This is a genomic window from Streptomyces sp. NPDC002133 (assembly GCF_040296405.1).
In the GTDB taxonomy this organism is placed as follows: Bacteria; Actinomycetota; Actinomycetes; order Streptomycetales; family Streptomycetaceae; genus Streptomyces.
The window spans coordinates 273,442-295,713 of sequence record NZ_JBEOXF010000004.1; the positions used below are offsets into that span (position 1 = coordinate 273,442).

29 protein-coding genes are annotated in these 22,272 nt (G+C 69.9%); 15 read left to right on the forward strand and 14 right to left on the reverse strand.

Annotation, left to right across the window (positions count from 1 at the left end):
* Positions 1 to 234 precede the first annotated feature (234 nt).
* Positions 235 to 879, forward strand: coding sequence for a peptide ligase PGM1-related protein (locus ABT078_RS07635; protein WP_351224877.1), 645 nt, complete (start codon positions 235 to 237; stop codon positions 877 to 879).
* Between the two features lie 47 nt (positions 880 to 926).
* Here the strand turns inward: ABT078_RS07635 and ABT078_RS07640 are convergent, their stop codons facing one another.
* The 3 genes from ABT078_RS07640 to ABT078_RS07650 all read right to left on the reverse strand — a co-directional run bounded on the left by ABT078_RS07640 (position 927) and on the right by ABT078_RS07650 (position 3,466).
* Positions 927 to 1,385 carry an SRPBCC family protein gene (locus ABT078_RS07640; RefSeq protein WP_351224879.1) on the reverse strand — a complete coding sequence of 153 codons (459 nt, stop codon included), beginning with the start codon at positions 1,383 to 1,385 and terminating at the stop codon, positions 927 to 929.
* 139 nt (positions 1,386 to 1,524) lie between these two features.
* Positions 1,525 to 2,481: an SRPBCC family protein gene (locus ABT078_RS07645; RefSeq protein ID WP_351224881.1), complete on the reverse strand. Its 957-nt coding sequence runs from the start codon at positions 2,479 to 2,481 to the stop codon at positions 1,525 to 1,527.
* Between the two features lie 4 nt (positions 2,482 to 2,485).
* Positions 2,486 to 3,466: a histone H1-like repetitive region-containing protein gene (locus tag ABT078_RS07650; RefSeq protein WP_351224883.1), complete on the reverse strand. Its 981-nt coding sequence runs from the start codon at positions 3,464 to 3,466 to the stop codon at positions 2,486 to 2,488.
* A gap of 149 nt (positions 3,467 to 3,615) precedes the next feature.
* On the opposite strand from ABT078_RS07650, the gene ABT078_RS07655 reads away from it, so the two are divergent.
* The 8 genes from ABT078_RS07655 (at position 3,616) to ABT078_RS07690 (ending at position 7,291) form a co-directional block, all read left to right on the forward strand.
* Entirely contained in the window at positions 3,616 to 3,909 is a 294-nt protein-coding gene (locus ABT078_RS07655) for a gas vesicle protein GvpO (protein ID WP_351224885.1), read from the forward strand.
* 31 nt (positions 3,910 to 3,940) lie between these two features.
* The gene (locus ABT078_RS07660) at positions 3,941 to 4,414 is read left to right on the forward strand and encodes a gas vesicle structural protein GvpA (RefSeq protein WP_351224887.1); all 474 of its coding nucleotides are present in this window, start codon (positions 3,941 to 3,943) and stop codon (positions 4,412 to 4,414) included.
* A gap of 3 nt (positions 4,415 to 4,417) precedes the next feature.
* Positions 4,418 to 5,131 carry a GvpL/GvpF family gas vesicle protein gene (locus tag ABT078_RS07665; RefSeq protein ID WP_351224889.1) on the forward strand — a complete coding sequence of 238 codons (714 nt, stop codon included), beginning with the start codon at positions 4,418 to 4,420 and terminating at the stop codon, positions 5,129 to 5,131.
* A gap of 10 nt (positions 5,132 to 5,141) precedes the next feature.
* A complete protein-coding gene (locus ABT078_RS07670) occupies positions 5,142 to 5,399 on the forward strand; it encodes a gas vesicle protein GvpG (protein ID WP_351224891.1) in 258 nt (85 codons plus the stop codon).
* On the forward strand, positions 5,392 to 5,835 hold the full coding sequence (locus tag ABT078_RS07675; RefSeq protein WP_351224893.1) for a gas vesicle protein: 444 nt from the start codon (positions 5,392 to 5,394) through the stop codon (positions 5,833 to 5,835). The genes ABT078_RS07670 and ABT078_RS07675 overlap by 8 nt, the downstream gene beginning before the upstream one ends.
* Positions 5,828 to 6,646: a GvpL/GvpF family gas vesicle protein gene (locus ABT078_RS07680; RefSeq protein WP_351224895.1), complete on the forward strand. Its 819-nt coding sequence runs from the start codon at positions 5,828 to 5,830 to the stop codon at positions 6,644 to 6,646. The genes ABT078_RS07675 and ABT078_RS07680 overlap by 8 nt, the downstream gene beginning before the upstream one ends.
* 65 nt (positions 6,647 to 6,711) lie before the next feature.
* Positions 6,712 to 6,885 (forward strand): gas vesicle protein, encoded by a 174-nt coding sequence (locus ABT078_RS07685; protein ID WP_451081542.1) that lies wholly within the window; start codon positions 6,712 to 6,714, stop codon positions 6,883 to 6,885.
* On the forward strand, positions 6,875 to 7,291 hold the full coding sequence (locus ABT078_RS07690; protein ID WP_351224899.1) for a gas vesicle protein K: 417 nt from the start codon (positions 6,875 to 6,877) through the stop codon (positions 7,289 to 7,291). Before ABT078_RS07685 ends, ABT078_RS07690 begins: the two co-directional genes overlap by 11 nt.
* A gap of 50 nt (positions 7,292 to 7,341) precedes the next feature.
* Here ABT078_RS07690 and ABT078_RS07695 read toward each other — a convergent pair whose 3' ends face one another.
* Positions 7,342 to 8,400, reverse strand: coding sequence for an NAD-dependent epimerase/dehydratase family protein (locus ABT078_RS07695; protein WP_351224901.1), 1,059 nt, complete (start codon positions 8,398 to 8,400; stop codon positions 7,342 to 7,344).
* 169 nt (positions 8,401 to 8,569) lie between these two features.
* Here ABT078_RS07695 and ABT078_RS07700 point away from each other — a divergent pair, with 169 nt between their 5' ends.
* Complete coding sequence (locus ABT078_RS07700) at positions 8,570 to 8,746, forward strand: CsbD family protein (RefSeq protein ID WP_351224903.1); 177 nt, start codon at positions 8,570 to 8,572, stop codon at positions 8,744 to 8,746.
* Between the two features lie 135 nt (positions 8,747 to 8,881).
* Here the strand turns inward: ABT078_RS07700 and ABT078_RS07705 are convergent, their stop codons facing one another.
* On the reverse strand, positions 8,882 to 9,679 hold the full coding sequence (locus ABT078_RS07705) for an STAS domain-containing protein (protein WP_351224905.1): 798 nt from the start codon (positions 9,677 to 9,679) through the stop codon (positions 8,882 to 8,884).
* Between the two features lie 144 nt (positions 9,680 to 9,823).
* Here ABT078_RS07705 and ABT078_RS07710 point away from each other — a divergent pair, with 144 nt between their 5' ends.
* Positions 9,824 to 10,189 (forward strand): helix-turn-helix transcriptional regulator, encoded by a 366-nt coding sequence (locus tag ABT078_RS07710; protein WP_351224907.1) that lies wholly within the window; start codon positions 9,824 to 9,826, stop codon positions 10,187 to 10,189.
* A 127-nt stretch (positions 10,190 to 10,316) separates the two neighbouring features.
* Here the strand turns inward: ABT078_RS07710 and ykgO are convergent, their stop codons facing one another.
* The 7 genes from ykgO to ABT078_RS07745 all read right to left on the reverse strand — a co-directional run bounded on the left by ykgO (position 10,317) and on the right by ABT078_RS07745 (position 16,403).
* Positions 10,317 to 10,439: a type B 50S ribosomal protein L36 gene (gene ykgO, locus ABT078_RS07715; RefSeq protein WP_336554702.1), complete on the reverse strand. Its 123-nt coding sequence runs from the start codon at positions 10,437 to 10,439 to the stop codon at positions 10,317 to 10,319.
* Positions 10,440 to 10,519: 80 nt separating this feature from the next.
* Entirely contained in the window at positions 10,520 to 10,780 is a 261-nt protein-coding gene (locus tag ABT078_RS07720) for a type B 50S ribosomal protein L31 (RefSeq protein ID WP_351224909.1), read from the reverse strand.
* A 101-nt stretch (positions 10,781 to 10,881) separates the two neighbouring features.
* Entirely contained in the window at positions 10,882 to 11,046 is a 165-nt protein-coding gene (gene rpmG / locus ABT078_RS07725; protein ID WP_351224911.1) for a 50S ribosomal protein L33, read from the reverse strand.
* A 233-nt stretch (positions 11,047 to 11,279) separates the two neighbouring features.
* Complete coding sequence (locus tag ABT078_RS07730; protein ID WP_351224913.1) at positions 11,280 to 12,236, reverse strand: aldo/keto reductase; 957 nt, start codon at positions 12,234 to 12,236, stop codon at positions 11,280 to 11,282.
* 185 nt (positions 12,237 to 12,421) lie between these two features.
* Entirely contained in the window at positions 12,422 to 13,606 is a 1,185-nt protein-coding gene (locus ABT078_RS07735; RefSeq protein ID WP_351224915.1) for an MFS transporter, read from the reverse strand.
* A gap of 190 nt (positions 13,607 to 13,796) precedes the next feature.
* On the reverse strand, positions 13,797 to 15,056 hold the full coding sequence (gene mgt, locus ABT078_RS07740) for a macrolide-inactivating glycosyltransferase (RefSeq protein WP_502981174.1): 1,260 nt from the start codon (positions 15,054 to 15,056) through the stop codon (positions 13,797 to 13,799).
* Between the two features lie 324 nt (positions 15,057 to 15,380).
* Entirely contained in the window at positions 15,381 to 16,403 is a 1,023-nt protein-coding gene (locus ABT078_RS07745) for an asparaginase (RefSeq protein ID WP_351224919.1), read from the reverse strand.
* Positions 16,404 to 16,610: 207 nt separating this feature from the next.
* Here ABT078_RS07745 and ABT078_RS07750 point away from each other — a divergent pair, with 207 nt between their 5' ends.
* On the forward strand, positions 16,611 to 17,066 hold the full coding sequence (locus ABT078_RS07750; RefSeq protein WP_351224921.1) for an Lrp/AsnC family transcriptional regulator: 456 nt from the start codon (positions 16,611 to 16,613) through the stop codon (positions 17,064 to 17,066).
* A gap of 187 nt (positions 17,067 to 17,253) precedes the next feature.
* Positions 17,254 to 18,162: a thermonuclease family protein gene (locus ABT078_RS07755; RefSeq protein ID WP_351224923.1), complete on the forward strand. Its 909-nt coding sequence runs from the start codon at positions 17,254 to 17,256 to the stop codon at positions 18,160 to 18,162.
* Positions 18,163 to 18,214: 52 nt separating this feature from the next.
* Here ABT078_RS07755 and ABT078_RS07760 read toward each other — a convergent pair whose 3' ends face one another.
* Entirely contained in the window at positions 18,215 to 19,057 is an 843-nt protein-coding gene (locus ABT078_RS07760; protein ID WP_351224925.1) for an SMP-30/gluconolactonase/LRE family protein, read from the reverse strand.
* On the reverse strand, positions 19,054 to 19,824 hold the full coding sequence (locus ABT078_RS07765; protein ID WP_351224927.1) for an IclR family transcriptional regulator: 771 nt from the start codon (positions 19,822 to 19,824) through the stop codon (positions 19,054 to 19,056). The genes ABT078_RS07760 and ABT078_RS07765 overlap by 4 nt, the downstream gene beginning before the upstream one ends.
* Positions 19,825 to 20,022: 198 nt before the next feature.
* Here ABT078_RS07765 and ABT078_RS07770 point away from each other — a divergent pair, with 198 nt between their 5' ends.
* Entirely contained in the window at positions 20,023 to 21,186 is a 1,164-nt protein-coding gene (locus ABT078_RS07770; protein WP_351224929.1) for a mandelate racemase/muconate lactonizing enzyme family protein, read from the forward strand.
* Complete coding sequence (locus tag ABT078_RS07775; RefSeq protein WP_351224931.1) at positions 21,183 to 22,220, forward strand: zinc-dependent alcohol dehydrogenase; 1,038 nt, start codon at positions 21,183 to 21,185, stop codon at positions 22,218 to 22,220. Before ABT078_RS07770 ends, ABT078_RS07775 begins: the two co-directional genes overlap by 4 nt.
* Positions 22,221 to 22,272: the final 52 nt, after the last annotated feature.

Sequence of the window (22,272 nt, forward strand, 5' to 3'; positions counted from 1 at the left end):
CATCCTCGTTCGCCCCGCAAACTTCGACAACGCGGACCGGCACTCCATTCCCCGGCAGTGTGACTCACGCCTCCGGGAGCCCGGCGGCGCTGTTGACGGGACGCCCTGGCGTGCTGCTGAAGCCGTGGCCCGCGTCGTGCCCCGTGGACGCCCCCATGCCACGCGCGCCGATCGCGACGTACGGGTACGGAATGCCGACGAGACGGGTTTCACGCCTCGAGTGCCGGTAACACGATGACCACGGTGCGTGCTGCCGGTGGGGGCCGCATCGCCGCCTCCTTCTTCGCTTTCGTACACGACGCCGAAGCTGCGATCAGTGCGTGGAGCCACGGTGCGGAGAGACTACTCGGGTACCAGGCGCATGAAGCACTGGGGCGCGGTGGGCACCGTCCTCCGGACCAGGGGACGACGGTCCGGGCGGGCGGAGCTGCCTCCCGGCTCCTCCCGAGGGAGCTGGAGCGGTGGGGCTCGGCGGTCGGGGCGTACCTGTCCGCGCGGGGCTACTCGAGGCCGTACGGTATCGACGCCCTCATCGACGCGGACGGCATGCCGTACGCCACGGAGAGCAACGTCCGCCGGACCGCCACCACCACTCCACAGGCCATGATCGACCGTCTCGCCCGCGCCGCGGGGGTACCCGGCCCAGCCCGGCTGCTCGCCTCAGGACCGTCGCGCTCGGCCCGCACGTTCACCGACTTCCTGCGGCTGCTGCGGGCGGAGCGTCTGGCCTGGGACACGGGCCGGGGCGAGGGAGCCCTGCTCTACGGGGACGCGCCCGCCGACGGCCGCACCTGGCGGTGTGCCGTGATCGGCGCCGACCTGGCGCGGGTGGCGGAGCTGAGAACGGCCCCGTCGAGCGTCATGGCGCTTCCTGTGTGAGCGCCCGACTCAGCCCGTCGCATCACTTCGTCCGGGCGTGATTCCGGTCATCCGGGCTTGATGCGGCCTCGCCACCCTCCGGACTCGTCGCCACGGTGCTCGACGAACTCCTTGAAGCGCCGCATGTCGCCCTTGACCCGGCGGTCGATGATTCCGGTCATGGCGGCGGTCTTCTCCACGGCGCCGGTCGGTTCGACGTCCATCACGAGTTCCACCCGGGTGTGGGTGTCGTCCAGGCGCTGGAACCTGACCATCCCCTTCTGCTTGGTGTCCCCACCGGTGGTCCGCCAGGTGATGCGCTCGTCAGGGAACTGGTCGACGATCTCGGTGTCGAACTCCCGGCGTACGCCGCCGATCTTGGTGGTCCAGTGGGTGTGACGGTCGTCGAGTTGCCTGACCTCCTCGACACCCTCCATGAAGTTCGGGAACTCCTCGAACTGCGTCCACTGGTTGTAGGCAGTGCTGACGGGGACCTCGACCTCAACCGATTCCTTCACCGTGCTCATTGTGCGCCTCCACTCCGTAACTGCCGTACGAGCGGACTGCCGTACGGTCCGGGCACAGGCCAGCGGGTACCCCGATCCGTCGGGATCACCGCCTCTCCTGAGGATTCACGGATCATTCCGGCCGCCATCGCCGCAAGCGTCACTCTTCGTCCTCGTACTCGTCTTCTTCTTCGCCGTCCTCCACGGCCTCTTCCGCCTCGTCTTCGGGCTCCTCGTCGTATTCCTCCTCCTCGTCCCCCTCTTCCTCTTCCTCGCCCGTCTCCCCGCGGTATTCGCCCTCCTCCTCCGCTTCCGCTGCTTCCTCTTCTTCCAGCGCCTCTTCATGGCTGCGGACGACTTCGCCGTCGCGGATCTCTCCGCGCCACCCTTCGGGTTCCTCGTCGGCGAACGTGACGTGTCGCTGGAAGTGTTTGAAGTCCAGCCGCAGACGTCGTCCTTGAGCCCGCCAGAGATTTCCTGTCTTCTCGAAGAAGCCCGAGGGGTAGTACTCGACGACGAGAACGATGCGGGTGAGATCGGGCGTCAACTCGTGGAAGCTGACACAGCCGCGCGTGGTGCCTTTGGCTCCCTCGGAGGTCCAGATGATCCGCTCGTCGGGCACCTGTTCCTGCACCGTGGCCTTCCAGCTCCGTGCCGAGGGACCGACCTTCACCTTCCAGCCACTGTGGGTCTCGTCTTCCTGGGACACACTGCGCACGCCCTTGGCGAAGTCGCTGAACCGCTCGTACTCCGTCCAGTGGTTGTACACCGTGCGGATCGGCAGGCCCACATCGAGGACCTCCACGATGTTCATGGACTTGCCGCCGCCGGACTTGCGGCCGCCCCCGCCGAAGAGTTTCTTCGTCTTGTCCAGCACGCTGTCCTTGATGCCTTTGACCTTGCCGCCGATGCCACCGATGAGGGATTTCACCGCTCCGCCGGGAAGCGGCCCTCCGCTCTCGGCGGAATCGAGCAGTTGGTCGGTAAGATCGGCCAATCTGTCGCCGGCCTTGTCGGCGAGATTCTCGATCTGGGCACCGAGATAGTCCATCAGCTCGTCACGCAGCAGGTCCAGGCCCGAGGCTTCGTCGCTGGTGGCACGATCTGTCTTGGCCATGGCCCTACCTCCGCCGTCCGGCCGTCTTCTTCGCGGCCGTCTTGCGCGCCGTCGACTTCCGTGGCGCCGCTTTCTTGGCAGGTGCCTTCTTCGCGGCGGTCTTCTTCGCGGGTGCGCTCTTGGCGGCCGTCTTCTTCGCGGGCGCCTTCTTCGCGGCCGTCTTCTTCGCAGGTGCCTTCTTCGCGGCCGCCTTCGCAGGTGCCTTCGTCGCCGCCGTCTTCTTCGCAGGCGCCTTCTTCGCGGCCGCCTTCGCAGGTGCCTTCGTCGCGGCCGTCTTCTTCGCAGGCGCCTTCTTGGCAGGTGCCTTCTTTGCCGCACTCTTCTTCGCGGGCTCCCTGGCGGCCCTCTTGGCGACCCGCTCCCGCGGAGCGGGCTTCCTGGCGCCTCGCGCGGCTGCCCGGCGGCGTGGCGGTGGTTTCTCCTCTTCCTCCTCTTCTTCCGCTTCTTCCGGCTCTACCTCTTCTTCCGGCTCTTCCTCCTCCTCAGGCTCTTCTTCCGCTTCTTCCGGCTCTACCTCTTCTTCCGGCTCTTCCTCCGCCTCCGGCTCTCCCTCTTCTTCCGGTTCCTCCGCCTCCGGCTCTCCCTCTTCTTCCGGTTCTACCTCTTCTTCCGGTTCTACCTCCGGCTCCTCCTCTTCCTCCTCCTCGTACTCTTCCTCCTCACCCTTGCCCTTCCCCCCGAGGCGGAGCGTGCGCTCATGGAGGGAGTCCGCGAGATCGGCGAGCCGTCGGTCCGCCGCGGCAGTAAGGGCCTTGCGCCCCGCCTCCACCAACTCGCCCCGTATCTGTTCGTTCAGATCCGCGACTTGTGGCACGTCCTTCAGCTTGCGCAGGCCTTCCGTGGCCAGCTGCTGAGGATCGAGCCCGAAGCGGCGCCCCGCGATATAGGTCGCCATGGCGAAGGCGAGTCGCCCCTTCTTCGCGCGTCCTAGCACGTACCCACCCGCGACCGCAGCCGCGAGTGCGATCTTGGTCATGTCATTCATGAACTGACCCCTTCGCAAAGGGCGTTGGGAAAGCGGGCCTTCGCGACACAGGAAGGCTGCCCGCGCAGATGGCGAGCACGTCCCTATATGATGAAATTGTAGGTTCATGCCCGGCATGCGGCTTCCGTTCCGCTCCTCGGAGAACGACCATGGCCCCAGCAGAGCCCGCCAAGCGGCGGCGCAAGGACAAGGCCGCGTGGGTCATGCGCTCCGCGGCACAGCAGCTGGAGCTGTTGCTCGGCCGGCCGCCGGAATCGGTCTCGGCCCTGAAACCGACCGATGACGGTTGGGAGGCCCATGTGGAGGTAGTCGAACTGGAGAGGATCCCCGAGACCACCAGCGTGATGGCCAGCTACCGGGTGACTCTGGACAACGAAGGTGACTTGGTCGCCTACGAACGGATACGCAGATACACCCGGGGGCAGATCGACCGCAGGCTGTGACATACGGGCTCGGTCGGCGAAGGGAGGCACCGTGACCGTGGTGCCGCAAGGCGGAGGCACCGCTTCCAGGGGCGGTGGCACCAGCAGCCTGTACGACGTCCTGGAACTCATTCTTGATCGCGGACTCGTCATCGACGTCTTCGTCCGTGTGTCCATCGTCGGGATCGAGATTCTGAAGATCGATGCCCGCATCGTCGTGGCCAGCGTGGACACCTACCTGCGCTTCGCCGAAGCCTGCAACCGCCTCGATCTCGAGGCCGGCCGCAAGGCACCGGCGCAGCTGACCGACATCGTCGGCGACACCGTCGAGAGCGGAGCCCGCGGCAAGTCCAAGGGCGCGCTCACGGGCGCCGTGGACGCCGTCACCGAGACCCTCAAGGGCGGCGGACAGGAGGACGAAGCGGACGAGGACGACGAGGACGAGAAGGAGGAGCAACCTGTGGAGAGGCGGCGGCGAACGCCTCGGCGGACTTCCCGGCGTGCGCGGGAACACGAGGAGGAGTGAGACATGGCTGTGTACGTCTACTCCATCGCCGACAAACAGCATCCACTCCGGCTCGACGGTGTCACCGGGGTCGGGGAACCGCCCGCGAAGTTGCGTACGGTGAATGCCGGGCCACTGACAGCGGTGGTCAGCGACGCACCTGAGGGCCTGCGTCCCAAGCGCCGCGATCTCACCGCGCATCAGGCGGTCCAGGACAGACTCATGGCCGACGGCACGGTGCTGCCGCTGAAATTCGGTCTCACGGCGCCGGACGACGAGGCCGTCCGCACCGCCCTGGAGGAACGGGAGACGGAGTACACGGACAAGCTCCAGGCGCTGGATGACTGTGCGGAGTACCACCTGAAGGTGAAGCAGGACGAGGACGCACTTCTCCGCCAGATCCTGGAGGAATCGAGCGTCGCCCGGGAGCTCAACAACTCCATCCGCAACGGGACGGCCGGTCCCGACGCGTCTCTCGCGCTCGGCGAACTGGTCGCCGGGGAGGTGGACGCACGCCAGCAATCCCTGGCCGCAGGCGTCATCGAGGCATTGCGCTCCTTCGCCCGGGACGTGGAGCCCTCCCAGCCGACCGGCGAGGACTTCCTCAGCGTTTCCTTCCTGGTGCCCCATGACCAGGAGGAGCTCTTCCTCACCACCGAGCTGAGTCTCGCCGGCCAGATGGGGGACGACTTCGAGTTCCGGCTCAACGGCCCGCTTCCCCCGTACAGCTTTGTCTGAAGGTGATCCCATGGGCCTGCTCACCCAGATCGTGACCCTGCCCCTGGCACCCGTGCGCGGCGTCGGCTGGGTGATGGACCGCGTGCTGGAAGCCGCCGAGAACGAGTACTACGACCCTGAACCCGTGCAGCGGGAACTGGCGAAGCTCGAAGCCCTCCTGCTCGCCGGGCAGATCGACGAGGAGACGTTCGACCGGCGGGAGGACGAACTGCTCGACCGGCTGGAGGAGATCAGGGCGTTCCGGCAGGAAGGCCGCCGTCGTGAATGAACCGCTGGCCAACCGGCTGGGCTCCTATCCCTCCCGGGCCGCGCCGCCGTACGGCCAGGGCTCTTCGGCCAACCTGGCCGACATCCTGGAGCGCGTGCTCGACAAGGGCATCGTCATCGCGGGCGACATCCAGATCAACCTGCTCGACATCGAGCTGTTGACCATCAAACTCCGACTGCTGGTCGCCTCCGTCGACAAGGCCAAGGAAATGGGGATCGACTGGTGGGAACACGATCCCGCACTGTCGTCCCGCGCCCACGGAGAGCGGTCGCTCGCGGACGAGAACCGGCGGCTGCGTGCGGAGATCGAGGCGATGCGCAGGGGCGAGGCCCTGCCCAGGGGCTCCCACCGCGACGAGACGGCCCGCGAGGAAGAGCCCGGGCAGGCGGAGAGGCCCGGACCGGTCCGTCGCACAAGGAAGTCGCGCGATGACTGACCGCGTCACCTATGTGTACGCCGTGGCCCGTGAGGCGGGCGGGCTGGCGGACGCCGTCGCCGCGCTCACCGGCGTCGGCGGCGCCCCCGTACGTCTGCTGGCCCTCGCCCAGGGCAGCGGCCTGGTGCTCGTGGTGAGCCCGGTGCCGTCGCGGGACTTCCTCGAGGACGCCCTCAAGAGGCATCTCGAGGACCTGGAGTGGCTGGAGTCGGTCGCCCGCGCCCACCACGGCGTGATCGAGGCCGTGTCCGCCCGCACCACGGCCCTTCCCCTGCGCCTCGCGACCGTGTACCTCGACGACGACCGGGCGCGTGGCGTTCTGGACGCCCAGCGGGAGACCTTCGCGGAGCAGCTCTCGCGCCTCGCCTCGCACGTCGAGTGGGGCGTCAAGATCTACGTCGAGCCGTCGGGTGCGCCTGGCCCCGCCGAGGCGGAGTCACCGGCCGAGGACCTCAGCCCCGGACGCGCCTATCTGCGCACCCGCAGGGCGCAGCGAAGCGTGCGCGACACCGCCTACCGGTCGGCGCAGACGGCGGCGGAGCGGGTGGAGGCAGCGGGACGCAGGCACGCCGTCGACCGCGCACGCCACCGTGTGCAACAGGGCGAGCTCGCCACCGCACCGGGCGAGAACGTGGCCAACGACGCGTATCTCGTGCCTCGCGAACACGCGGAGGAGTTCCGGGACGAGGCGAGCCGTGCCGCGGAGGGACTCGAGGGGGTACGGGTCGAGGTCACCGGCCCGTGGGCGCCGTACTCCTTCGCCACCCCCCGGGAGACCTCCGCCGACACCGCGCAAGGAGCGAGCCCGTGACGGCGTCCGACCCGGTCCCGGCGCTCCCGTTCCGGACGCAGGAGGCGGCCGGCGCGACCGAGCCCCTGCCGGAGCGCCAGGTCGCCCTCATCGATCTGCTGGACCGGCTGCTCAGCGGTGGTGTCGTCCTGACCGGCGATGTGGTGCTGTCCATCGCCGACATCGACCTCGTGCGCGTATCCCTGCGGGCCCTGATCATGTCCATTCGCTCCTCGCCCGGTGAAGACGATGTCCGCTGAGGAGGCGGAACACCGGAACCGCCGCCTCGACCGCCTCGACGAGGTCGCGGATGCCGCTTCGCGCGCCTTCCGTCTGCTGCCTGCCGCTCCCGAGGACCTGCCCATGACCGGCAGGAGTTCGTCCGCACCGGCACGGAGAATCAGCTCCGATCCCGACACCGTCGAGCGCGACCTGGTCAGGCTCGTGCTCACCCTCGTCGAGCTCCTGCGCCAGCTGATGGAGCGACAGGCGCTGCACCGGGTCGACCAGGGAGACCTCACGGAGGAGCAGGAGGAGCGACTGGGCGCGACGCTGATGGTCCTGCACGACCGGATGAGCGACTTGTGCGCCCAGTACGGCCTGACCATGGAGGACCTCAACCTCGATCTCGGGCCGCTGGGCACCCTGTTGCCGCCCCCCGATTGAGTCGCCCGGGTGCGCTGTCGGCCCGCGCCGACGACGGCACGTGCCGGAGTTCAGCCGACAATCCGTGCGCCCGGCGCGAGCGGCGCGGTGTCCATGCCTGCGCGTGCGCGCAGTCCTTCGAGGAACTCCTGGATCGCCTCCACGGCGGTGTACCGCGGCTCCCAGTCGAGCTCGGCCCGGGCCCGGGAGCTGTCCATCAGCGGGAGACGCAGTAGGGCGTCGAACAGACCGGGTGAGGCGGACACCAGCCGCAACCGCCAGGCCGCCGAGAGCGCGGCCCGTACCGGTGACACGGGAATCCGCAGTTGGCGGGCCTCCAGGATCCCGGCGAGCCGAGCGGCGTCCAGGGGCGGGTCGGCAGCGAGGTTGAACGCGCCGCGGACCGGCCGCACGACGGCCTCGCAGTACGCGGCAGCAGCGTCGTCGGTGTGCAGGGCCTGGAATTTCAGACCCGGCAGATCGGGGACCGCGGGGAGCGTCCCCGGCCTGATCAGGTGCAGGGGCAGGAGGGGGCCGGCGAAGATGCGGCGCTGCTGGGACGCGGACTCCCGTTTGAAGAGGAAAGCCGGTCGCATGCGGACGACCCGCACGGCCGGATGAGTCTGTTCGAACGCGTCCAGATACCGCTCCACATAGGCCTTCTCGCGGCAGTAGGCCGCCTGCGGCCAGCCGTGGGTCGGCCAGGACTCGTCGACCGGGGATTCCTTGGGCCCCGGAGAATACGCGGCGACCGACGATGCGTGGATCAACACCGGTACCCCGGCCTCTGCCGCTGATTCGAATACTCGGATGCCGCCCAGCACATTCGTGCGCCACGTCGTCACCGGGTCGTGGGTGGGCTGGAACTTCCAGGCCAGATGGACGACGGCGTCCGCTCCGGTGAAGTGGTGGACGAGGTCCGCGCGGCCGGGGTCGATGTCGGCGGCCGCCCAGGTCGTTCTGTCGGGCTGCCATTCGGGGATCCGGCGGGCGATGCCGAGGATCGCCCCGATTCCCGGATGGCCGGAAAGGGTCTGCACCACGCTCGTCCCGACGTTGCCGGTCGCGCCTACGACCACGACCCGCAGCCTCGCTGCGCTCCCTGCCTTTTCGTGCGTCCTGTCGATCATGTCGGTCGCCTTTCACGTGAGGGGACTTCCGGCATCCGTGGAGTACCCGGACCGCTGCCCGATATGCACCGGTTTACGGCGCCCACGGGTGGGTGCACGATGAACTGAGGTGCCGGAGCATCTCTGAGCCCTTGGCACCTCGCCGATACCGAGAGGACAGCGATTCCCGATGAGCAAAGGCAAGTCGAAAACGACACAGCTGAAGGGCAAGATGAAGGAGACCTTCGGCAAGGCCACGGGCGACAAGCACACGGTGCGGGAGGGCCGGGGCGACATGCTGCGCGGCAAGGCACACGAGATGGCGGAGAAGGCAGCCGACCAGATCCGGAAGATGACCAAGCACTGACCGTGTGATGCCGTCGGCGGGGCGGTCCGCGCCGACGCCGGTGGAGGACGGTGGTCGCGGAGCGGTCCAGGGCGCGACCACCGTCGTACGCCGGATGTCGGTGCCGGACGGCAAAGACGGTCAACACCCCCGCAGTTACCTGTCGCAGGGGTCGGGAACGCCTTCACCTGGGGGTGGGCGGTGGGTGGAACCCTCCTGCCGTCCGGTCACGAAGATTTCCTTGACCAGAGGGGGGCCTTCCGTGCTCTGCGGTGGGTCCTCCGTCGTGAAACCGGCATGCGCGAGGGTGGCGAGGACCGCGGCATGGAGAGCCCTGTCGATCCCCGCATGCCCGCCGGTCCCGTCGCGCCCGTGACCGCGCCCGTCACCGTGCGCGCGGACGCTCGGCGCGAGCAGTTCCGCCGGTGCCTGCCAGGCGACGACGACTCCATGGGGGCGCGCCCGAACCGTCAGCCCCGTCGCGGCCCCGGTGTGCTGGAAAGAGGCGGGAAGACCGACGGCGACAAGAGCCCGGCAGACATCTGCGGCCAGCGACGACGCTCGGCTCTGCGCGTCTTGGGCACGCGGTGGCACACCGTCGGAACCGCGGCCGAGGAGCGCCGTGGTGCCGGTCGTCTCCATGAGTCGGCGGATCTCACGGCCGGCATTCACCACGGCCACGGTCCGTCCCGAGGCATGCCCCAGGGCACGGATCTCCATGAGAACGTCCAGTCCCGCCGAGTCGCAGAGGGAGACGCCCGCGAGGTCGAGGTCCAGCCCTTTCCCGCATGTGAGGGCCGCGGCGAGAGTCCGGCGCAGCTCGGCGGCGCCGCCCATGTCCATCTCACCGGCGACGACGGCGAGCGATCGGTCCCGACCGTCGGAACTGACGGTCACGCTGAGTCGTGCGCCGTCCTGCCGGGGCGTGGCCCGGCCGCGAGAACGAGAGGTCATGAGCGGACCCCCTCACTCCTGAGCAATCCGTCCGCTGGAGCAAACCTGCTCCCATGTTCGTACGACACCAAAGACACGTCAAGAGATGCATGAAATCCGATTCGGGCTTTGAAAAGCCTGTATCGATCGCCGTACGATCCCCTTATGGATTCGCCCATCCCGCGACGCAGCACATGGACCTTCTTGACCAACCACACCCGTGTGCTCTCGGCCATCGCGCGCGATCCCTGGGTCCGGATCCGTGATCTCGCCTCGATGCTCCAGTTGACCGAAAGAACCGTGCAGGCCCTGGTTGCCGATCTCGAAGAGGCGGGTTACCTCACGCACACACGCGAAGGGCGCCGGAACAAGTACCAGGTGATCACGGGCGGCAAGTTCCGCCATCCCGCAGAGGCCGACCGCGAGATCGCCTCGCTGCTCGACATCCTCGCCGGGTCTCCGGACGGGGTGCGGGGGGCCTCGGCCGGAAAGCCCGACGAGGGAGCCGACGAGGGCTTCCGGGACCGGTGATCCGGGGCGACGAGCCGCCCGGCGAGCCGCGACGACGAGCCGTCCGCCACGACCTCGGGCGGACCGCATGAGAGAGGCCCGGCCACCGCGGTCTCCGCGGTGGCCGGGCCGTCCCCCGTCCGCGCCGTCACCCCTGACGGGCCTTGAAGCGCGGCTCCTTCTTGTTGAGGACGAACGTCGTCCCCCTGCGCCGCACGACCTGGGCACCAGGCCTGGCCTTCAGCGCACGCAGCGACTTGCGCACCTTCATCGCTCCTCCTTTCCTCGCCCGCCGGGCGGCGTGACGCCCGGCGCACGAGAACGGCCCTGCCGGTCGACCACCCCTGTGGTTCAGCCCTGGGCCGCGTCCGCCACGCCGTAACGGCGCTCGAAGCGCTCGACACGACCGGCGGTGTCCACCACGCGGGAGGTCCCCGTGTAGTAGGGGTGGCTCGCCGATGAGATCTCGACGTCGATCACCGGGTAGGTGTTTCCGTCCTGCCAGTCGATCGTCCTGTCGGACCCGGCGGTCGACCGCGTCAGGAACGCGACGTCCGCGGCACGGTCACGGAAGACGACGGTGCGGGAGACGGGGTGGATACGAGGCTTCACGGTGGGTGTCCTTCCTTGACGCCTTGACGGCTGGTGCCTTGCGGCCTTCCCGGACCTGAGGCCCGGATCGGTCGGCCGGCCCTGATGCGGGTCGCAGACCCTCAGCGCTGTTCGCGGAACAGGACGTGCTCCCCCGCCACCGGGTCGTACTTGCGCAGCACGAGCCGGTCGGGGTCGCTCAGCCGGTTCTTGCGGGTCACGTAGGTGTGACCGGTTCCTGCCGTCGACCGGAGCGTCACGACGGGGCGAAGGTCGTTACGTGCCATCACTTTCCCCTTTCACCGGAGAACCGGGTGGATCAGCCGGGCGGTCCGCCTCCACCGGATTCGACAGGTGTAACCGAGCTATTGCTCATTACATTCCCGGGGTGGCAGTGCCCCGTGGGACGGGCGATCGGCCACTCGACCGACCCTTCTCTCCCGCTCCGTCCCACCCGCCCCACCTGCCGCGCCCGCGCTGTGCACACCCTGCGCCCGCGCCGCCGTGCGGTGGTCGCGACTCAGGGCAGGGGCACACCCCGTGCCGTCAGCCAGAGGTCGTACCACTCCTCGTGGGTGAGGTCCGGCTCCCGCTGCGCCGCGTCACGGCAGGCGCGGATGCGATCGGGCTGGACGGTGCCTATGACCGGGGCCATGCGGGCGGGGTGGCGCTGCAGCCACCACAGCAGGATCGTCTCCGGAGTAGTGCCCTTCTTCTCGGCCAGTGTCGCGATCAGCTGTGCGGTGGCACGCTCCTGCGGCGTCTCCTGGCGGCCGGTGAAGCGGCCCTGAGCCAACGCGCCCCACGCCTGGAGTTCGATGCCGTTCGCGCGGCAGTATTCGAGCGTGCCCAGCGGGAAACCGTTGGCCGCCGCCGCGGGAGTGTTCACGAGGACACCTGCTTCGAGCCAGTCGCGGCGCTGGAGACTCATCTCCAGCTGGTTGGCGACCAGTGGCACGTCCAGGCGCGCCAGCAGCGGCGCGATCTGCTCGCCCGACATGTTCGAGACGCCGAACCGCCGCACCAGGCCCTGCCGGTGCAGGGACGTCAACGTCTCGGCGACGTCGTCGGGGTCGGCCAGCGGGTCCGGCCTGTGCAGGAGCAGCACATCGAGGACGTCGGTACCCAGCCGGGTCAGGCTCTCCTCCACCCGGTGTGCGATCGTGCGCCCGCGCAAGTCGTAGATGCCGGGGCGCTCTCCGTCGGAGAGGCGGATGCCGCACTTGGTCTGCAGCACGATGCGCTCGCGCAGCCCCGGTGTGCGGGCGAGGATCTCGCCGAACACCGCCTCGGCCTTGCCGTGGCGGTAGATGTCGGCGTGGTCGAACGTGGTGATGCCGGCATCCAGGGCGGCGGCGATCGCCGCCTCGGCCGCGGCAATGTCCGCTGCCCCGTAGGGGCCGGGTTCCCAGGCCCCGCCGAGTCCCATGCACCCGTACAACAGGTGCCCGCCGCTCAAACCCGTGTTCGCAGTCACGGCGTCACCCTACGGGGGCCCGAGCCGCCGCCGCGTCCAGGCCCGCAGCCGTGCGGGAGGGCGGGCCGCCGGTCCGGTGGGCCGTGCCCGCGCACTGACCGGTGGGCGGGCGAAGTGCCGCATACGCGCCCGCGCAGGCGGCCACCACCATCACACAGCCCGCCGGTCCGGTGGGCCGTGCCCGCTCACTGACCGGTGGGCGGGCGAAGTGCCGCATACGTGCCCGCGCAGGCGGCCACCACCATCACACAGCCGGCGAAGACCAGCCCCGCCCCGCGCAGCCCGAGCCACATGGCCATGGCGCCGACACCGACCACCGGCAGGGAGATACCGGTGTAGGCGACGACGAAGAACGCCGAGATGGTCCCGCCCCGGTGCAGCGCCGGCGCGGCACCGCCGACCAGGCTGAGCGCGGCGCGGAAGGCGAGGCCCTGCCCCGTTCCGCCGAACAGTGCGCCCAGGACGAGCAGGGCCAGCGACTGGGTGATCAGCGACGAGGCCACCAGCATGAGCCCCACGACCAGAACGCCGCAGCCGACGGGGAGCGCACGGCGCGCACCGACCTTCTGGGTCAGCGACTGTCCGATCGTCGAGGCGAGGAAAACGGAGAAGACGACGGCGCCGGAGACGGCGAGATTGTGGACGCCCAGGGTCGTCGCGGCGAAGGTCGGTGCCACCGCCGTGAAGAGACCCAGCAGGGCGAAGCCGGCGAACGCCGCCACGGACGAGGGCACGAACACGCCCTTCACCTCGGGCGGCACGGATACGCCTTGTGGCGTCAGCGGCGGCCATCGCTCAGGGTTCTCGACGGTCTCGGGCAGCAGCCAGGTGATCACGGAGGCCACGGCCACCAGGCCCAGGTGGACCCAGAACGCCAGCATCAGCGGCCAGGGCGCGTACTGCGCGAGCAGTCCGGACAGCAGAGGCCCGCAGCCCAGGCCGCCCATGTTGGCGGCGGTCGCGGCGAATCCGGCACGCGCCTTCTTGCCGGGTCCGGCCAGTTCGATGACGGCGGCCGTCGCCGCGCCGCTCAGCAGCCCTGCGGCGAAACCCGACAGCAGCCGGCCGGCGAAGAGCAGGGGCAGGCCGCTCTCCAGGAGGAAGCAGCACGCGCTCGCGGCGGAGAAGCCCATCGCCGCGAGCAGGACGGGCTTGCGACCGACCGCGTCGGAGTAGTTCCCTGCCACCAGAAGGGCGGTGATGACGGCGACCGCGTACACGGCGAAGACGACCGTCACCATCAGCTCCGAGAAGCCGATCTGCTGCTGGTAGAGCGCGTACAGCGGAGTGGGCAGGGTCGTCCCGGCCATGCCGATGGCGAACACCGCGGCAGCGGCCGGATAGCCGAGCCGCACTGCCCCGTCTGTCATTCCCCGGTCTCCCCCGCCCCTTCCGGCCGCGCGAACGATCACGCCGTCACCATACGAGCGACGATCCGCCGGTCGCGTCAGGCACGGGGGCGTCGTGCACGTTCGGACGCGGACGGACACAGACGGACGCAGTCCGGCAGGGCGGCCCGGTCGGCGGACGCCGGCCCGGCCGGGCAGCAGCGCGTGCGAATCAGTCGCGAGCCGTGGGCAGTTCGGCCTCCACCAGGTCCGCCGCGCGCTTGGTGCCGCCCTCGCCCGCCATGGAGAGCTTGATCTCGTGCAGGCGGCGGGCGACCTCCGGGTCGTCGACCAGGTCGAGTACCGCCTCGCGCAGGGTGTCCGCGGTGGCCTCCTCCATCGGGACGTGGCGGGCCACCCCCAGGGACGCGAGCATGTCCGCGTTGCCGAACTGGTCCACCGCCTGCGGGACGGCGACCATCGGTGTCGCGGTGGCCAGGCCCTCCTGGCTGCCGCCGGCGCCCGCGTGGGTGATGAAGGCGTCCGCCTCCCTGAGGATCGCCAGCTGCGGAACCCAGCCGCGGACCTCGATGTTCGCGGGGATCTCGCCGAGTTCGGCCGGATCGACGAACTTGCCGATCTGCAGCGCCACATGCCACCCGGGCAGGTCGCCGAAGGCCTTCACGCACTCCCGGTAGAAGCCCGGCTGCTTGGTGAACGCCGAGCCCAGCGACACGAGCAGCACCTTCTCCGCGCCCGCCGGCCGGGTCCAGGTGGCCTGCTCCCGGCGATCGCCCTGGCAGGCGCCGACGAAGGAGTGCACGAACTCGTCGACCCGGTCGGCGTTCGGCTGCAGCACCCTGGGGATGAGGACGATGGACCGGCGAGGGCGCCCGACGAACGGGTCGGGGTGGGTGCCGATGCCGTTCTCGGCAAGCCACGACTCGAAGCGGGCGTAGTACGCCCTGCCGCGCTCGGTCGCCCTGAGTTCGGCCGTCATCGGCTCGCCGACCTCCTCCTCGTATCCGTCCCAGGCGACGAGGTTCGGCGAGAGCGAGACGGCGGGCACGCCCCAGCGGTGGGCGAGCACACGCGCCGCGTACGAGGTGATGTCGTGGAGGACGAGATCGGGCTCGTCGCCGGCGAACGCCTCGGCCAGCTGCGGCAGCGCCTGGATCGCGTCGCGCAGGAACGGCTCGATGTTGTCGATCAACTCCGTTCCCCATGCCTCCGGCTCGTCTTCGGTCGGGAGCGTGGAGGTGTAGAGCACCGGCTCGGCGCCGGTGGCGGCGATCTTCTCGGCGAAGGACGGCGGGATCGCGTAGCTGACGCGGTGCCCGCGGGCAACAAGCTCCCGGATCACCTCGAGGCTCGGGTTCACGTGCCCGTGGGCGGCGATCGAGAACATGGCGATGTGGGCGCGCGGGGAAGTGGTCACACCGCCACAATAAACGAGACGATACGTCTCGTACAACCTCGTGCGACGCGACAGGACGTCGGTCGCTCTCGCAGTCGCGCAGAAAGCTCAGGACGAGGATCGGGAAGAGAGCGGGAAGCACGAGGAACCAGGCGCCGCGGCCCCTGGGGGCCAGGTGGCCGCCCGTCTGGTCCGGTGATCTGCCTGACCGCGCCGTCACGGTCGTCGCCAATGCCACAGATTCGACCCATTTGCGCCATCGGGCCGGCCTGGCGTCATGGTGCTGACGGCCCGTCGGTTCGTCAACCCCACCTGCGAGGATGCGAGAAGCGCCGGCCGGAACGAGACACCGGCACAGGCGGTCGCGTATCCGACGAAGCCTGGCGTCTGGACGAGGCCTTACGTCTGGACGAGCTGGACCGCCGGGTCGGCGTCGGCGGACACGGCCTCGCCGAGCGCGTGCCGCAGCACCCGCTCCCGCTCCCTCGGATCGGTGGAAGCGAGCAGCGCGGCGAGCACGGCGATCCGGGCCTGGCCGGCGCGCAACGTGCCGGACGGCACGGCGCCCGCGGCCACGAGGTCGACCGCGCCGCCATGGGTGTAGAGCTCGGCGACAGGTCCGGCCTGGACCCGGGTGGTCAGGGCGACGAGCACACCGCGTGCGCCTGCAGAGGCGACCGCCTGGACCATCTCGGGGGTCGCGTTGCCCGCGCCGGTTGCCACGAGGACGAGTCCCTGCGCCCCGGCGTCCACGGCCGCGTTCAGCAGCAGCGGGTCGGCGTCGGCATGGTGCATCACCATGTCGACGCGGGGCGGGGTGCCGGGCATGCCGGGCAGCGCGAGCGCGGCGGGCCGCCGTGGACGCCGCAGCACGGAGACGCGTCCGAAACCGACGTTCCCGACAGGGGCGCCGGACGGGTCACCGAAGGCGTCGCGGGCGAGCGTCTGCGTCTTGACGGTGCCGCGGGCCGGGTGCACCTTGCCGTCGAAGGCGACCACCACGCCGAGACCCCGCGTCGTGGCGGCGGTCAGCAGCGCGTCGTGGAGGTTCCCCGGTCCGTCGCCGTCGGCCGCGTCGAGGGGAAGCTGGGCGCCGGTGAAGACCACCGGGCGGGGGTCGTCGTGGTGGAGGTCGACCAGGAACGCCGACTCCTCCAGGGTGTCGGTGCCATGGGTGACGACGATGCCGTTCACACCGGGATCGTCGAGCACCTCGTGCACCGTGCGCAGCAGGGTGAGCTGGTGCGCGGTGGTGAGGCGGGGGCTGTTCACGCTGAAGAGGTCGACGACCTCGATGGTGACGCCTTCGGGCACCGCGGCGGTCGCCATGACTTCCCGGCCGTGCGCGTCGGCGGCGAAACCCGAACCCTGCCAGCGGCTGGCTATCGTTCCACCGGTGCTGATGACGACGATCCGTCCCACAGTGCCCACTCCTCGTCCGTGCCGCAGGTGAGGCGGCGAATCCGACCGGGCACGCGCCCCGGCCTCGCTCGTGGCCCCGGCCGGGCTGCGCCCCATGGCTGATCCGGGGGTGGCCGGAGCAGTCGATGGCAATGATATGGGTCATTCGTCGCAATTTGATCGCCAAATTCCGCATCCGTGGCCGAGATCTTGGTGGATAATTGCGCGGTGGATGAGATCGACAGGGAAATCTTGCGTGAGCTTCAGAACGATGGACGGCTGAGCAACCAGGAACTGGCCCAGCGAGTGGGCCTCACCCCCTCGCCGTGCATGCGCCGCGTCCGGCAACTGGAGCAGGACGGGGTGATCCAGGGCTATCGGGCGATCATCGACCCCGAGGCGGTCGGCCGGAGCTTCGAAGTCCTCGTCTCCATCGAGGTCAAGCGCGACCGTGGCGTGGTCGAGGCGTTCGAGGCCGCCCTCCAGGACATCCCCGACGTCATCGAGGCTCACCGGCTCTTCGGCAGTCCGGGATGCCTGCTGCGTATCGCGGTGGCGGATCTGCATGCCTACGAGCGGCTGTGGATCGAGAAGCTGACCGCGCTGTCCGGCGTCACCGAGGTCAACTCACAGATCATCATGAAGCGGATCAAGGAGTCGCGCGGTCTGCCGGTGGACCGCTGACGCTGCCCCGCCGGGCGCGGTGTGTCGTCCGTCGTGCCCTGCTCACAGGCGCCCGCTGTCGCCGGCCGGATCACCGTGAGCACGGGCGTCCCCGCCGGCACATCTGCCGCGAATCCGCTTGCGGGCCCGTGAAGTCGGCGCAATCCTGGCGAGGCGGCCCCTTCCGTGGCCGCCCGAGGAGTCGATCGTGATCGATCCCGTACAGATCCTGTGGTCACCCGCCGGTGCCACCATGCCGTCGCTGGGTTCTCGCGCTCTGGAGGACGTCCACGACGGCGACACCCCGAACATCCGGATGCCGATCCGCATGCTCTCCGTCGACACCCCCGAAGTGACGGCCGGTTCAGCGGAACGGGCGGCAGTAATCGACGCGGAGTTCTTGCAACTCGCGGAGTGGATCCGTCGGGGCGACGCCCCGATCTCCCCCGGCCTCGCGGACTTCCTCCTCCCCAAGCTGGAGACGGGCCGGGCAGCGAGCCTGCATTTCCAGCAGGGCACGCAGGCGTCCGAATTCTCCAAGGCCAACATCGCCCGGCGGCTGGCCCGCCCGAACGGCCGGCCCAGGAATCTCTACATCCATACGGCCGACGCCCCCTTCGACGACAACCACCGTCTGCTGGCGTACATCGCTCCCAACTACTCGGCGAAGGAACGCACGACGATGCCGAGGGCGGAGCGCTCGACCTTCAACCTCGACCTGGTGAAGGCGGGCTGGGCGGCGCCCTTCGTCATCTACCCGTCGATCCCCGGTGAGCTGGATCTGCCCCTGCTGCTGGCCGAGGCCGACCAGGCGGTGGCGGAGGGCCGGGGCATCTGGGCGTCGGACGAGACGCTGCTGGCGTACGAGTACCGCGCGGTCGAGAAGCTCCACGACATCACGAAGAAGAAGGTGGAGGGCCGCCCGCTCGCCCCGCGTGAACTGTTCGCGTGGCGAAGCCGGTACTGCGTCGACATGCGCAACTGCGTGCTGCACGGCCCGGAGGGCTATGTCGAGGTGCCGCCGGTCTACCGGCTGTGGCTGTGGCCGCAGGATGTGCAGGAGGCGATGGGGCGACTGAACCTGCGGCCGTCGCCGAAGCTGGTGGGCGCGGAATAGCGGTGCGGCGCGCGGTGCGTGGTCAGCAGGTGGACCTGTGTACGACGCGCGGTCACCCCCCGAAGGGAGCGCCGGGCAGCCCCTCGCCCGCGTCCCGCAGCACCAGCACGGAGCCGGAGAGCGGGTGCGGGCGGGTCAGGCCGGTGCGGGCCGTGGTGATGTAGAGGTCACGGAGGCCGGGGCCGCCGAAGACGCAGGCCGTGGGGCGCCGCACGGGGAGTTCGACGGTGCGGTCCAGGTCACCGCGCGGGGTGTACCGGCGGATCTGGGCGCCGCCCCAGAGGGCGACCCAGACACAGCCGGCCGCGTCGACCGTGAGTCCGTCCGGGACTCCGGCGGCGGGCTCGACGGCCGCAAACGGTCGCCGGTGGGTGGCGAGTTCGGCTCCGGTCGGGCAGACGTCGATCCGGCGGGTGGGGCTGTCTATGTAGTACATGAGCGTGCCGTCCGGGCTCCAGCCGATGCCGTTGCTGACCGTCACCTCGGGGAGCATCTCAACGGCGGTCCCGTCGGGGGCAAGGCGGATCAGGTTGCCGCCGCCGGGCGCCTCGTCGTAGCGCATGGTGCCCGCCCACAGCGCGCCGTCGGGAGCGACGGCCGCGTCGTTGCCGCGGCGGCCCGGTACGGGGTCGTGCAGCAGCCACGAGAACGCCCCGTCCTTGTCGTACCGGCCGATGCCGTCCCTCAGATTCACCACCAGCCCGCCGCCGGCCAGCGGCTTCGCCGCACCGACGTGCTGCTCGGTGGCCATGACTGCGCGGTGGCCGCTCTCCGGGGCGTAGGTGTGGACGCGCGAGCCGAGGATGTCCACCCAGATCAGCCGCTGGGCGGCCGGGTCCCAGGTGGGGCCCTCGCCCAGTTCGGCGTGCTCGTGGACTGCGATCTCGGCCTTCATCGGGTGGCCCGGTGGCCGAGCCGTACGGAGAGGTCGGCGGCACCCTTCGCGGCCAGCTCGGCGAGCTCGGTCTCGCGCTCCTCGCTCCACCGGATCATGGGGACGGAGACGGAGAGCGCGGCGACGACCCGCCCAGCACTGTCGCGTACAGGTGCGGCGACACAGCTGACGTCGGGGTTGGACTCCTGGTGTTCGGTGGCGATGCCCCGCTCGCGGATCGCGTCGAGGACCACGCGCAGTGCGTCGGGATCGGTGATGCTCCCGGGAGTCATCGCGACCAGTTCGCGCCCCTCGATGCGGCTGTCGAGCTCGGCCGGGGGCAGGGAGGCGAGCAGCATCTTCCCGACGGCGGTGCAGTGCGCGGGGAGTCTGCGGCCGGCGGCCGAGACCATACGGACCGCATGGGTGGAGTCCACCTTGGCGATGTAGATGACGTCGGTGTCCTCGAGGAGCGCGACATGGACGGTCTCGTCGCAGGTCTCGGCGACCTCGCGGGCCACCTGCCGGCCCTCGGCGGCGAGGTCGAGCTGTTCCGCGTACCGGCTGCCGAGCTGGTAGATGCGGACGCCGAGGCGGTAGCGGCCGGGCTGTTCGGGGACGGGCATCAGGTAGTTGCGCGCCGCCAGTGTGGTGAGCAGCTCGTGCACGGTGGTGCGCGGGAGTTGGAGCTTGCGGATGACCTCCGGTGCGGAGAGTGTTCCGTCGCTCGACAGGAACAGCTCGAGTATGTCCAGCGCCCGGCTCACCGCGGGAACGAGGCGTCCCATGGCCGTCCACCACCCTCATCGCTCTTGATGTTCGAAACTCCGGCCATTGGCCGGTATGGCGAACACAGGCTATCCACAGCTCACTTCACCGGGCAATGGCCGCGCGGACCATTGACACCTCCCGGAACAGCCGCTTACGGTCACGCCTACATTTCGAACGCGTGACGAAATACCGAACAGATTCTAGGGGCAACTGCCGTGCGCATCACGGGAATCAGTACTCACGTCGTCGGGACCCCCTGGCGCAATCTCACCTATGTGCTCGTGCACACCGACGAGGGACTCACAGGTGTCGGCGAGACCCGCATGCTCGGCCGCACCGACGCGCTGATCGGCTACCTCCGTGAGGCCGAGGCCAACCACATCGCCGGCTCCGACCCGTTCGCGGTGGAGGACCTCGTACGCCGCATGAAGTACGGCGACTACGGGCGGGCCGGCGAGATCGTCATGTCGGGCATCGCGGTGATCGAGACGGCCTGCTGGGACATCAAGGGCAAGGCGCTCGGGGTGCCGGTCTGGCAGCTGCTCGGCGGCAAGGTGACCGACAAGGTCAAGGCCTACGCCAACGGCTGGTACACGACCGAGCGGACCCCGGAGGCGTACCACAGGGCAGCCCGCGCGGTGATCGAGCATGGATACCTGGCACTGAAGATCGATCCGTTCGGCACGGGGCATTTCGAGCTGTCGCACCAGGACACTCTGTATGCGATCTCTCTGATCGAGGCGGTACGGGACGCCATCGGGCCGGACGCCGAGCTGATGCTGGAGATGCACGGCCGGTTCTCGCCCGCGACGGCCATCCGGCTGGCCGGGGAGCTGGCGCCGTTCCGTCCGGCCTGGCTGGAGGAGCCGGTACCGCCGGAGAACCTCAAGGCGCTGGAGAAGGTCGCCGCGAAGGTGGACATCCCGGTGGCGACGGGTGAACGCATCCATGACCGGGTCGAGTTCCGCGAGCTGTTCGAGAGCCAGGCCGCCGACATCATCCAGCCGGACGTGGGCCACCTCGGCGGTATCTGGGAGACGCGGAAGCTGGCCGCGACCGCGGAGACCCACTACATGCTGGTCGCCCCCCACAATGTCGGCGGCCCGGTACTCACCGCCGCCTCGCTCCAAGTGGGGTTCAGCACCCCGAACTTCAAGATCCTCGAGCACTTCAACGACTTCGCGGACGCGGAGATCAAGAAGGTGGTGAAGGGAGCTCCGCAGGTGGTGGACGGCTATTTCCACCTGTCGGACGCACCGGGCCTCGGCGTCGAGCTCGACACGGACGCCGCGGCGGAGTTCCCGCAGCAGCAGGCCCGCTTCGACCTGTGGGCCGACGGCTGGGAGCAGCGCAATCCGTCGCGAGGCGGCGGCAGATGACGGGCGCGCCGAGCGGAGCGGGGCACGCCGTCGTACTCGACGCACCGGGACAGCACCGGCTCGTCCCTCACGAGCCGGCCCCGCCCGGACCGGGGGAGGCTCTCGTCCGCGTGCACGCGAGCGGCATCTGCGGCAGCGACCGCGAGATGTACCAGGGCAACCGGCCCGAGGGGTACGTGCGTTACCCGGTCACCCCCGGCCACGAGTGGTCCGGCACCGTCACCGCGGTCGGCGCCGGGGTGCCGCCGGAACTCGTCGGCAGGAAGGTGGTCGGGGAGGGCTTCCGCAACTGCCAGGTGTGCGACCGGTGCCACGACGGGGAGACCACGCTGTGCACGGCCGGATACGAGGAGACCGGGTTCACCCGGCCGGGCGCGATGGCGCCGACACTGACGCTTCCGGCACGACTGCTGCACGCGCTTCGGGATGACGCCGATCTGACGGCCGCTGCCCTGCTGGAGCCCGCTGCGTGCGTGGCGGCCGCTGCGCTCGTGGCGCGACCGCGGCCGGGTGAGCGCGTCGCGGTGATCGGCGCAGGCACCCTTGGGCTGATCGCCGTCCAGCTGCTGGCCGCCTCGTCCCCCGCCGAGCTGTACGTGGTGGAGCCGAGGCGTGAACGTGCCGAGCTTGCAGGGAAGTTCGGGGCCACTCCGGTGACCGAACCGGAGGAGCTGGCCGGCTTCGACGTCGCCGGGGGGTGCGATCTGGTGGTGGAGGCCGCCGGGGCGGCCGGCTCCGCCCGCGACGCGGTGAGGTTCGCCCGGCGTGGCGGCCGGGTCGTCCTGACCGGCATCCCCGCGCCAGGAGCCCTCGGCCTTGATCCGGCATCGCTCGTCACCCGCCGCCTGACCGTGCACACCGTCTTCGGCGCGCCACCCGCCGCCTGGTCCCACGCGGTACGGGCCTTCGGGGCAGGCCTGCTCGACCTCGCTCCACTGGTCACCCACGAGCTGCCGCTCACCGCGTTCCCACACGCGATCGAGCTGGTGGGATCGGGCGATCCCAAGGTCGGCAAGGTACTTCTGCGGCCCTGATCCGCGCGCCGGCACGAGCGCGTGACCGCCCGCGCCGGCGCGCCTCCAAAGA

Excerpts from the sequence above, each read along its gene's own strand:
- ABT078_RS07635 (WP_351224877.1), top strand. The coding sequence starts at position 235 with ATGACCACGGTGCGTGCTGCCGGTGGGGGCCGCATCGCCGCCTCCTTC.
- ABT078_RS07640 (WP_351224879.1), bottom strand. The coding sequence starts at position 1,385 with ATGAGCACGGTGAAGGAATCGGTTGAGGTCGAGGTCCCCGTCAGCACT.
- ABT078_RS07645 (WP_351224881.1), bottom strand. The coding sequence starts at position 2,481 with ATGGCCAAGACAGATCGTGCCACCAGCGACGAAGCCTCGGGCCTGGAC.
- ABT078_RS07650 (WP_351224883.1), bottom strand. The coding sequence starts at position 3,466 with ATGAATGACATGACCAAGATCGCACTCGCGGCTGCGGTCGCGGGTGGG.
- ABT078_RS07655 (WP_351224885.1), top strand. The coding sequence starts at position 3,616 with ATGGCCCCAGCAGAGCCCGCCAAGCGGCGGCGCAAGGACAAGGCCGCG.
- ABT078_RS07665 (WP_351224889.1), top strand. The coding sequence starts at position 4,418 with ATGGCTGTGTACGTCTACTCCATCGCCGACAAACAGCATCCACTCCGG.
- ABT078_RS07670 (WP_351224891.1), top strand. The coding sequence starts at position 5,142 with ATGGGCCTGCTCACCCAGATCGTGACCCTGCCCCTGGCACCCGTGCGC.
- ABT078_RS07680 (WP_351224895.1), top strand. The coding sequence starts at position 5,828 with ATGACTGACCGCGTCACCTATGTGTACGCCGTGGCCCGTGAGGCGGGC.
- ABT078_RS07690 (WP_351224899.1), top strand. The coding sequence starts at position 6,875 with ATGTCCGCTGAGGAGGCGGAACACCGGAACCGCCGCCTCGACCGCCTC.
- ABT078_RS07695 (WP_351224901.1), bottom strand. The coding sequence starts at position 8,400 with ATGATCGACAGGACGCACGAAAAGGCAGGGAGCGCAGCGAGGCTGCGG.
- ABT078_RS07700 (WP_351224903.1), top strand. The coding sequence starts at position 8,570 with ATGAGCAAAGGCAAGTCGAAAACGACACAGCTGAAGGGCAAGATGAAG.
- ABT078_RS07705 (WP_351224905.1), bottom strand. The coding sequence starts at position 9,679 with ATGACCTCTCGTTCTCGCGGCCGGGCCACGCCCCGGCAGGACGGCGCA.
- ABT078_RS07710 (WP_351224907.1), top strand. The coding sequence starts at position 9,824 with ATGGATTCGCCCATCCCGCGACGCAGCACATGGACCTTCTTGACCAAC.
- ykgO (WP_336554702.1), bottom strand. The coding sequence starts at position 10,439 with ATGAAGGTGCGCAAGTCGCTGCGTGCGCTGAAGGCCAGGCCTGGTGCC.
- rpmG (WP_351224911.1), bottom strand. The coding sequence starts at position 11,046 with ATGGCACGTAACGACCTTCGCCCCGTCGTGACGCTCCGGTCGACGGCA.
- ABT078_RS07735 (WP_351224915.1), bottom strand. The coding sequence starts at position 13,606 with ATGACAGACGGGGCAGTGCGGCTCGGCTATCCGGCCGCTGCCGCGGTG.
- ABT078_RS07760 (WP_351224925.1), bottom strand. The coding sequence starts at position 19,057 with ATGAAGGCCGAGATCGCAGTCCACGAGCACGCCGAACTGGGCGAGGGC.
- ABT078_RS07765 (WP_351224927.1), bottom strand. The coding sequence starts at position 19,824 with ATGGGACGCCTCGTTCCCGCGGTGAGCCGGGCGCTGGACATACTCGAG.
- ABT078_RS07775 (WP_351224931.1), top strand. The coding sequence starts at position 21,183 with ATGACGGGCGCGCCGAGCGGAGCGGGGCACGCCGTCGTACTCGACGCA.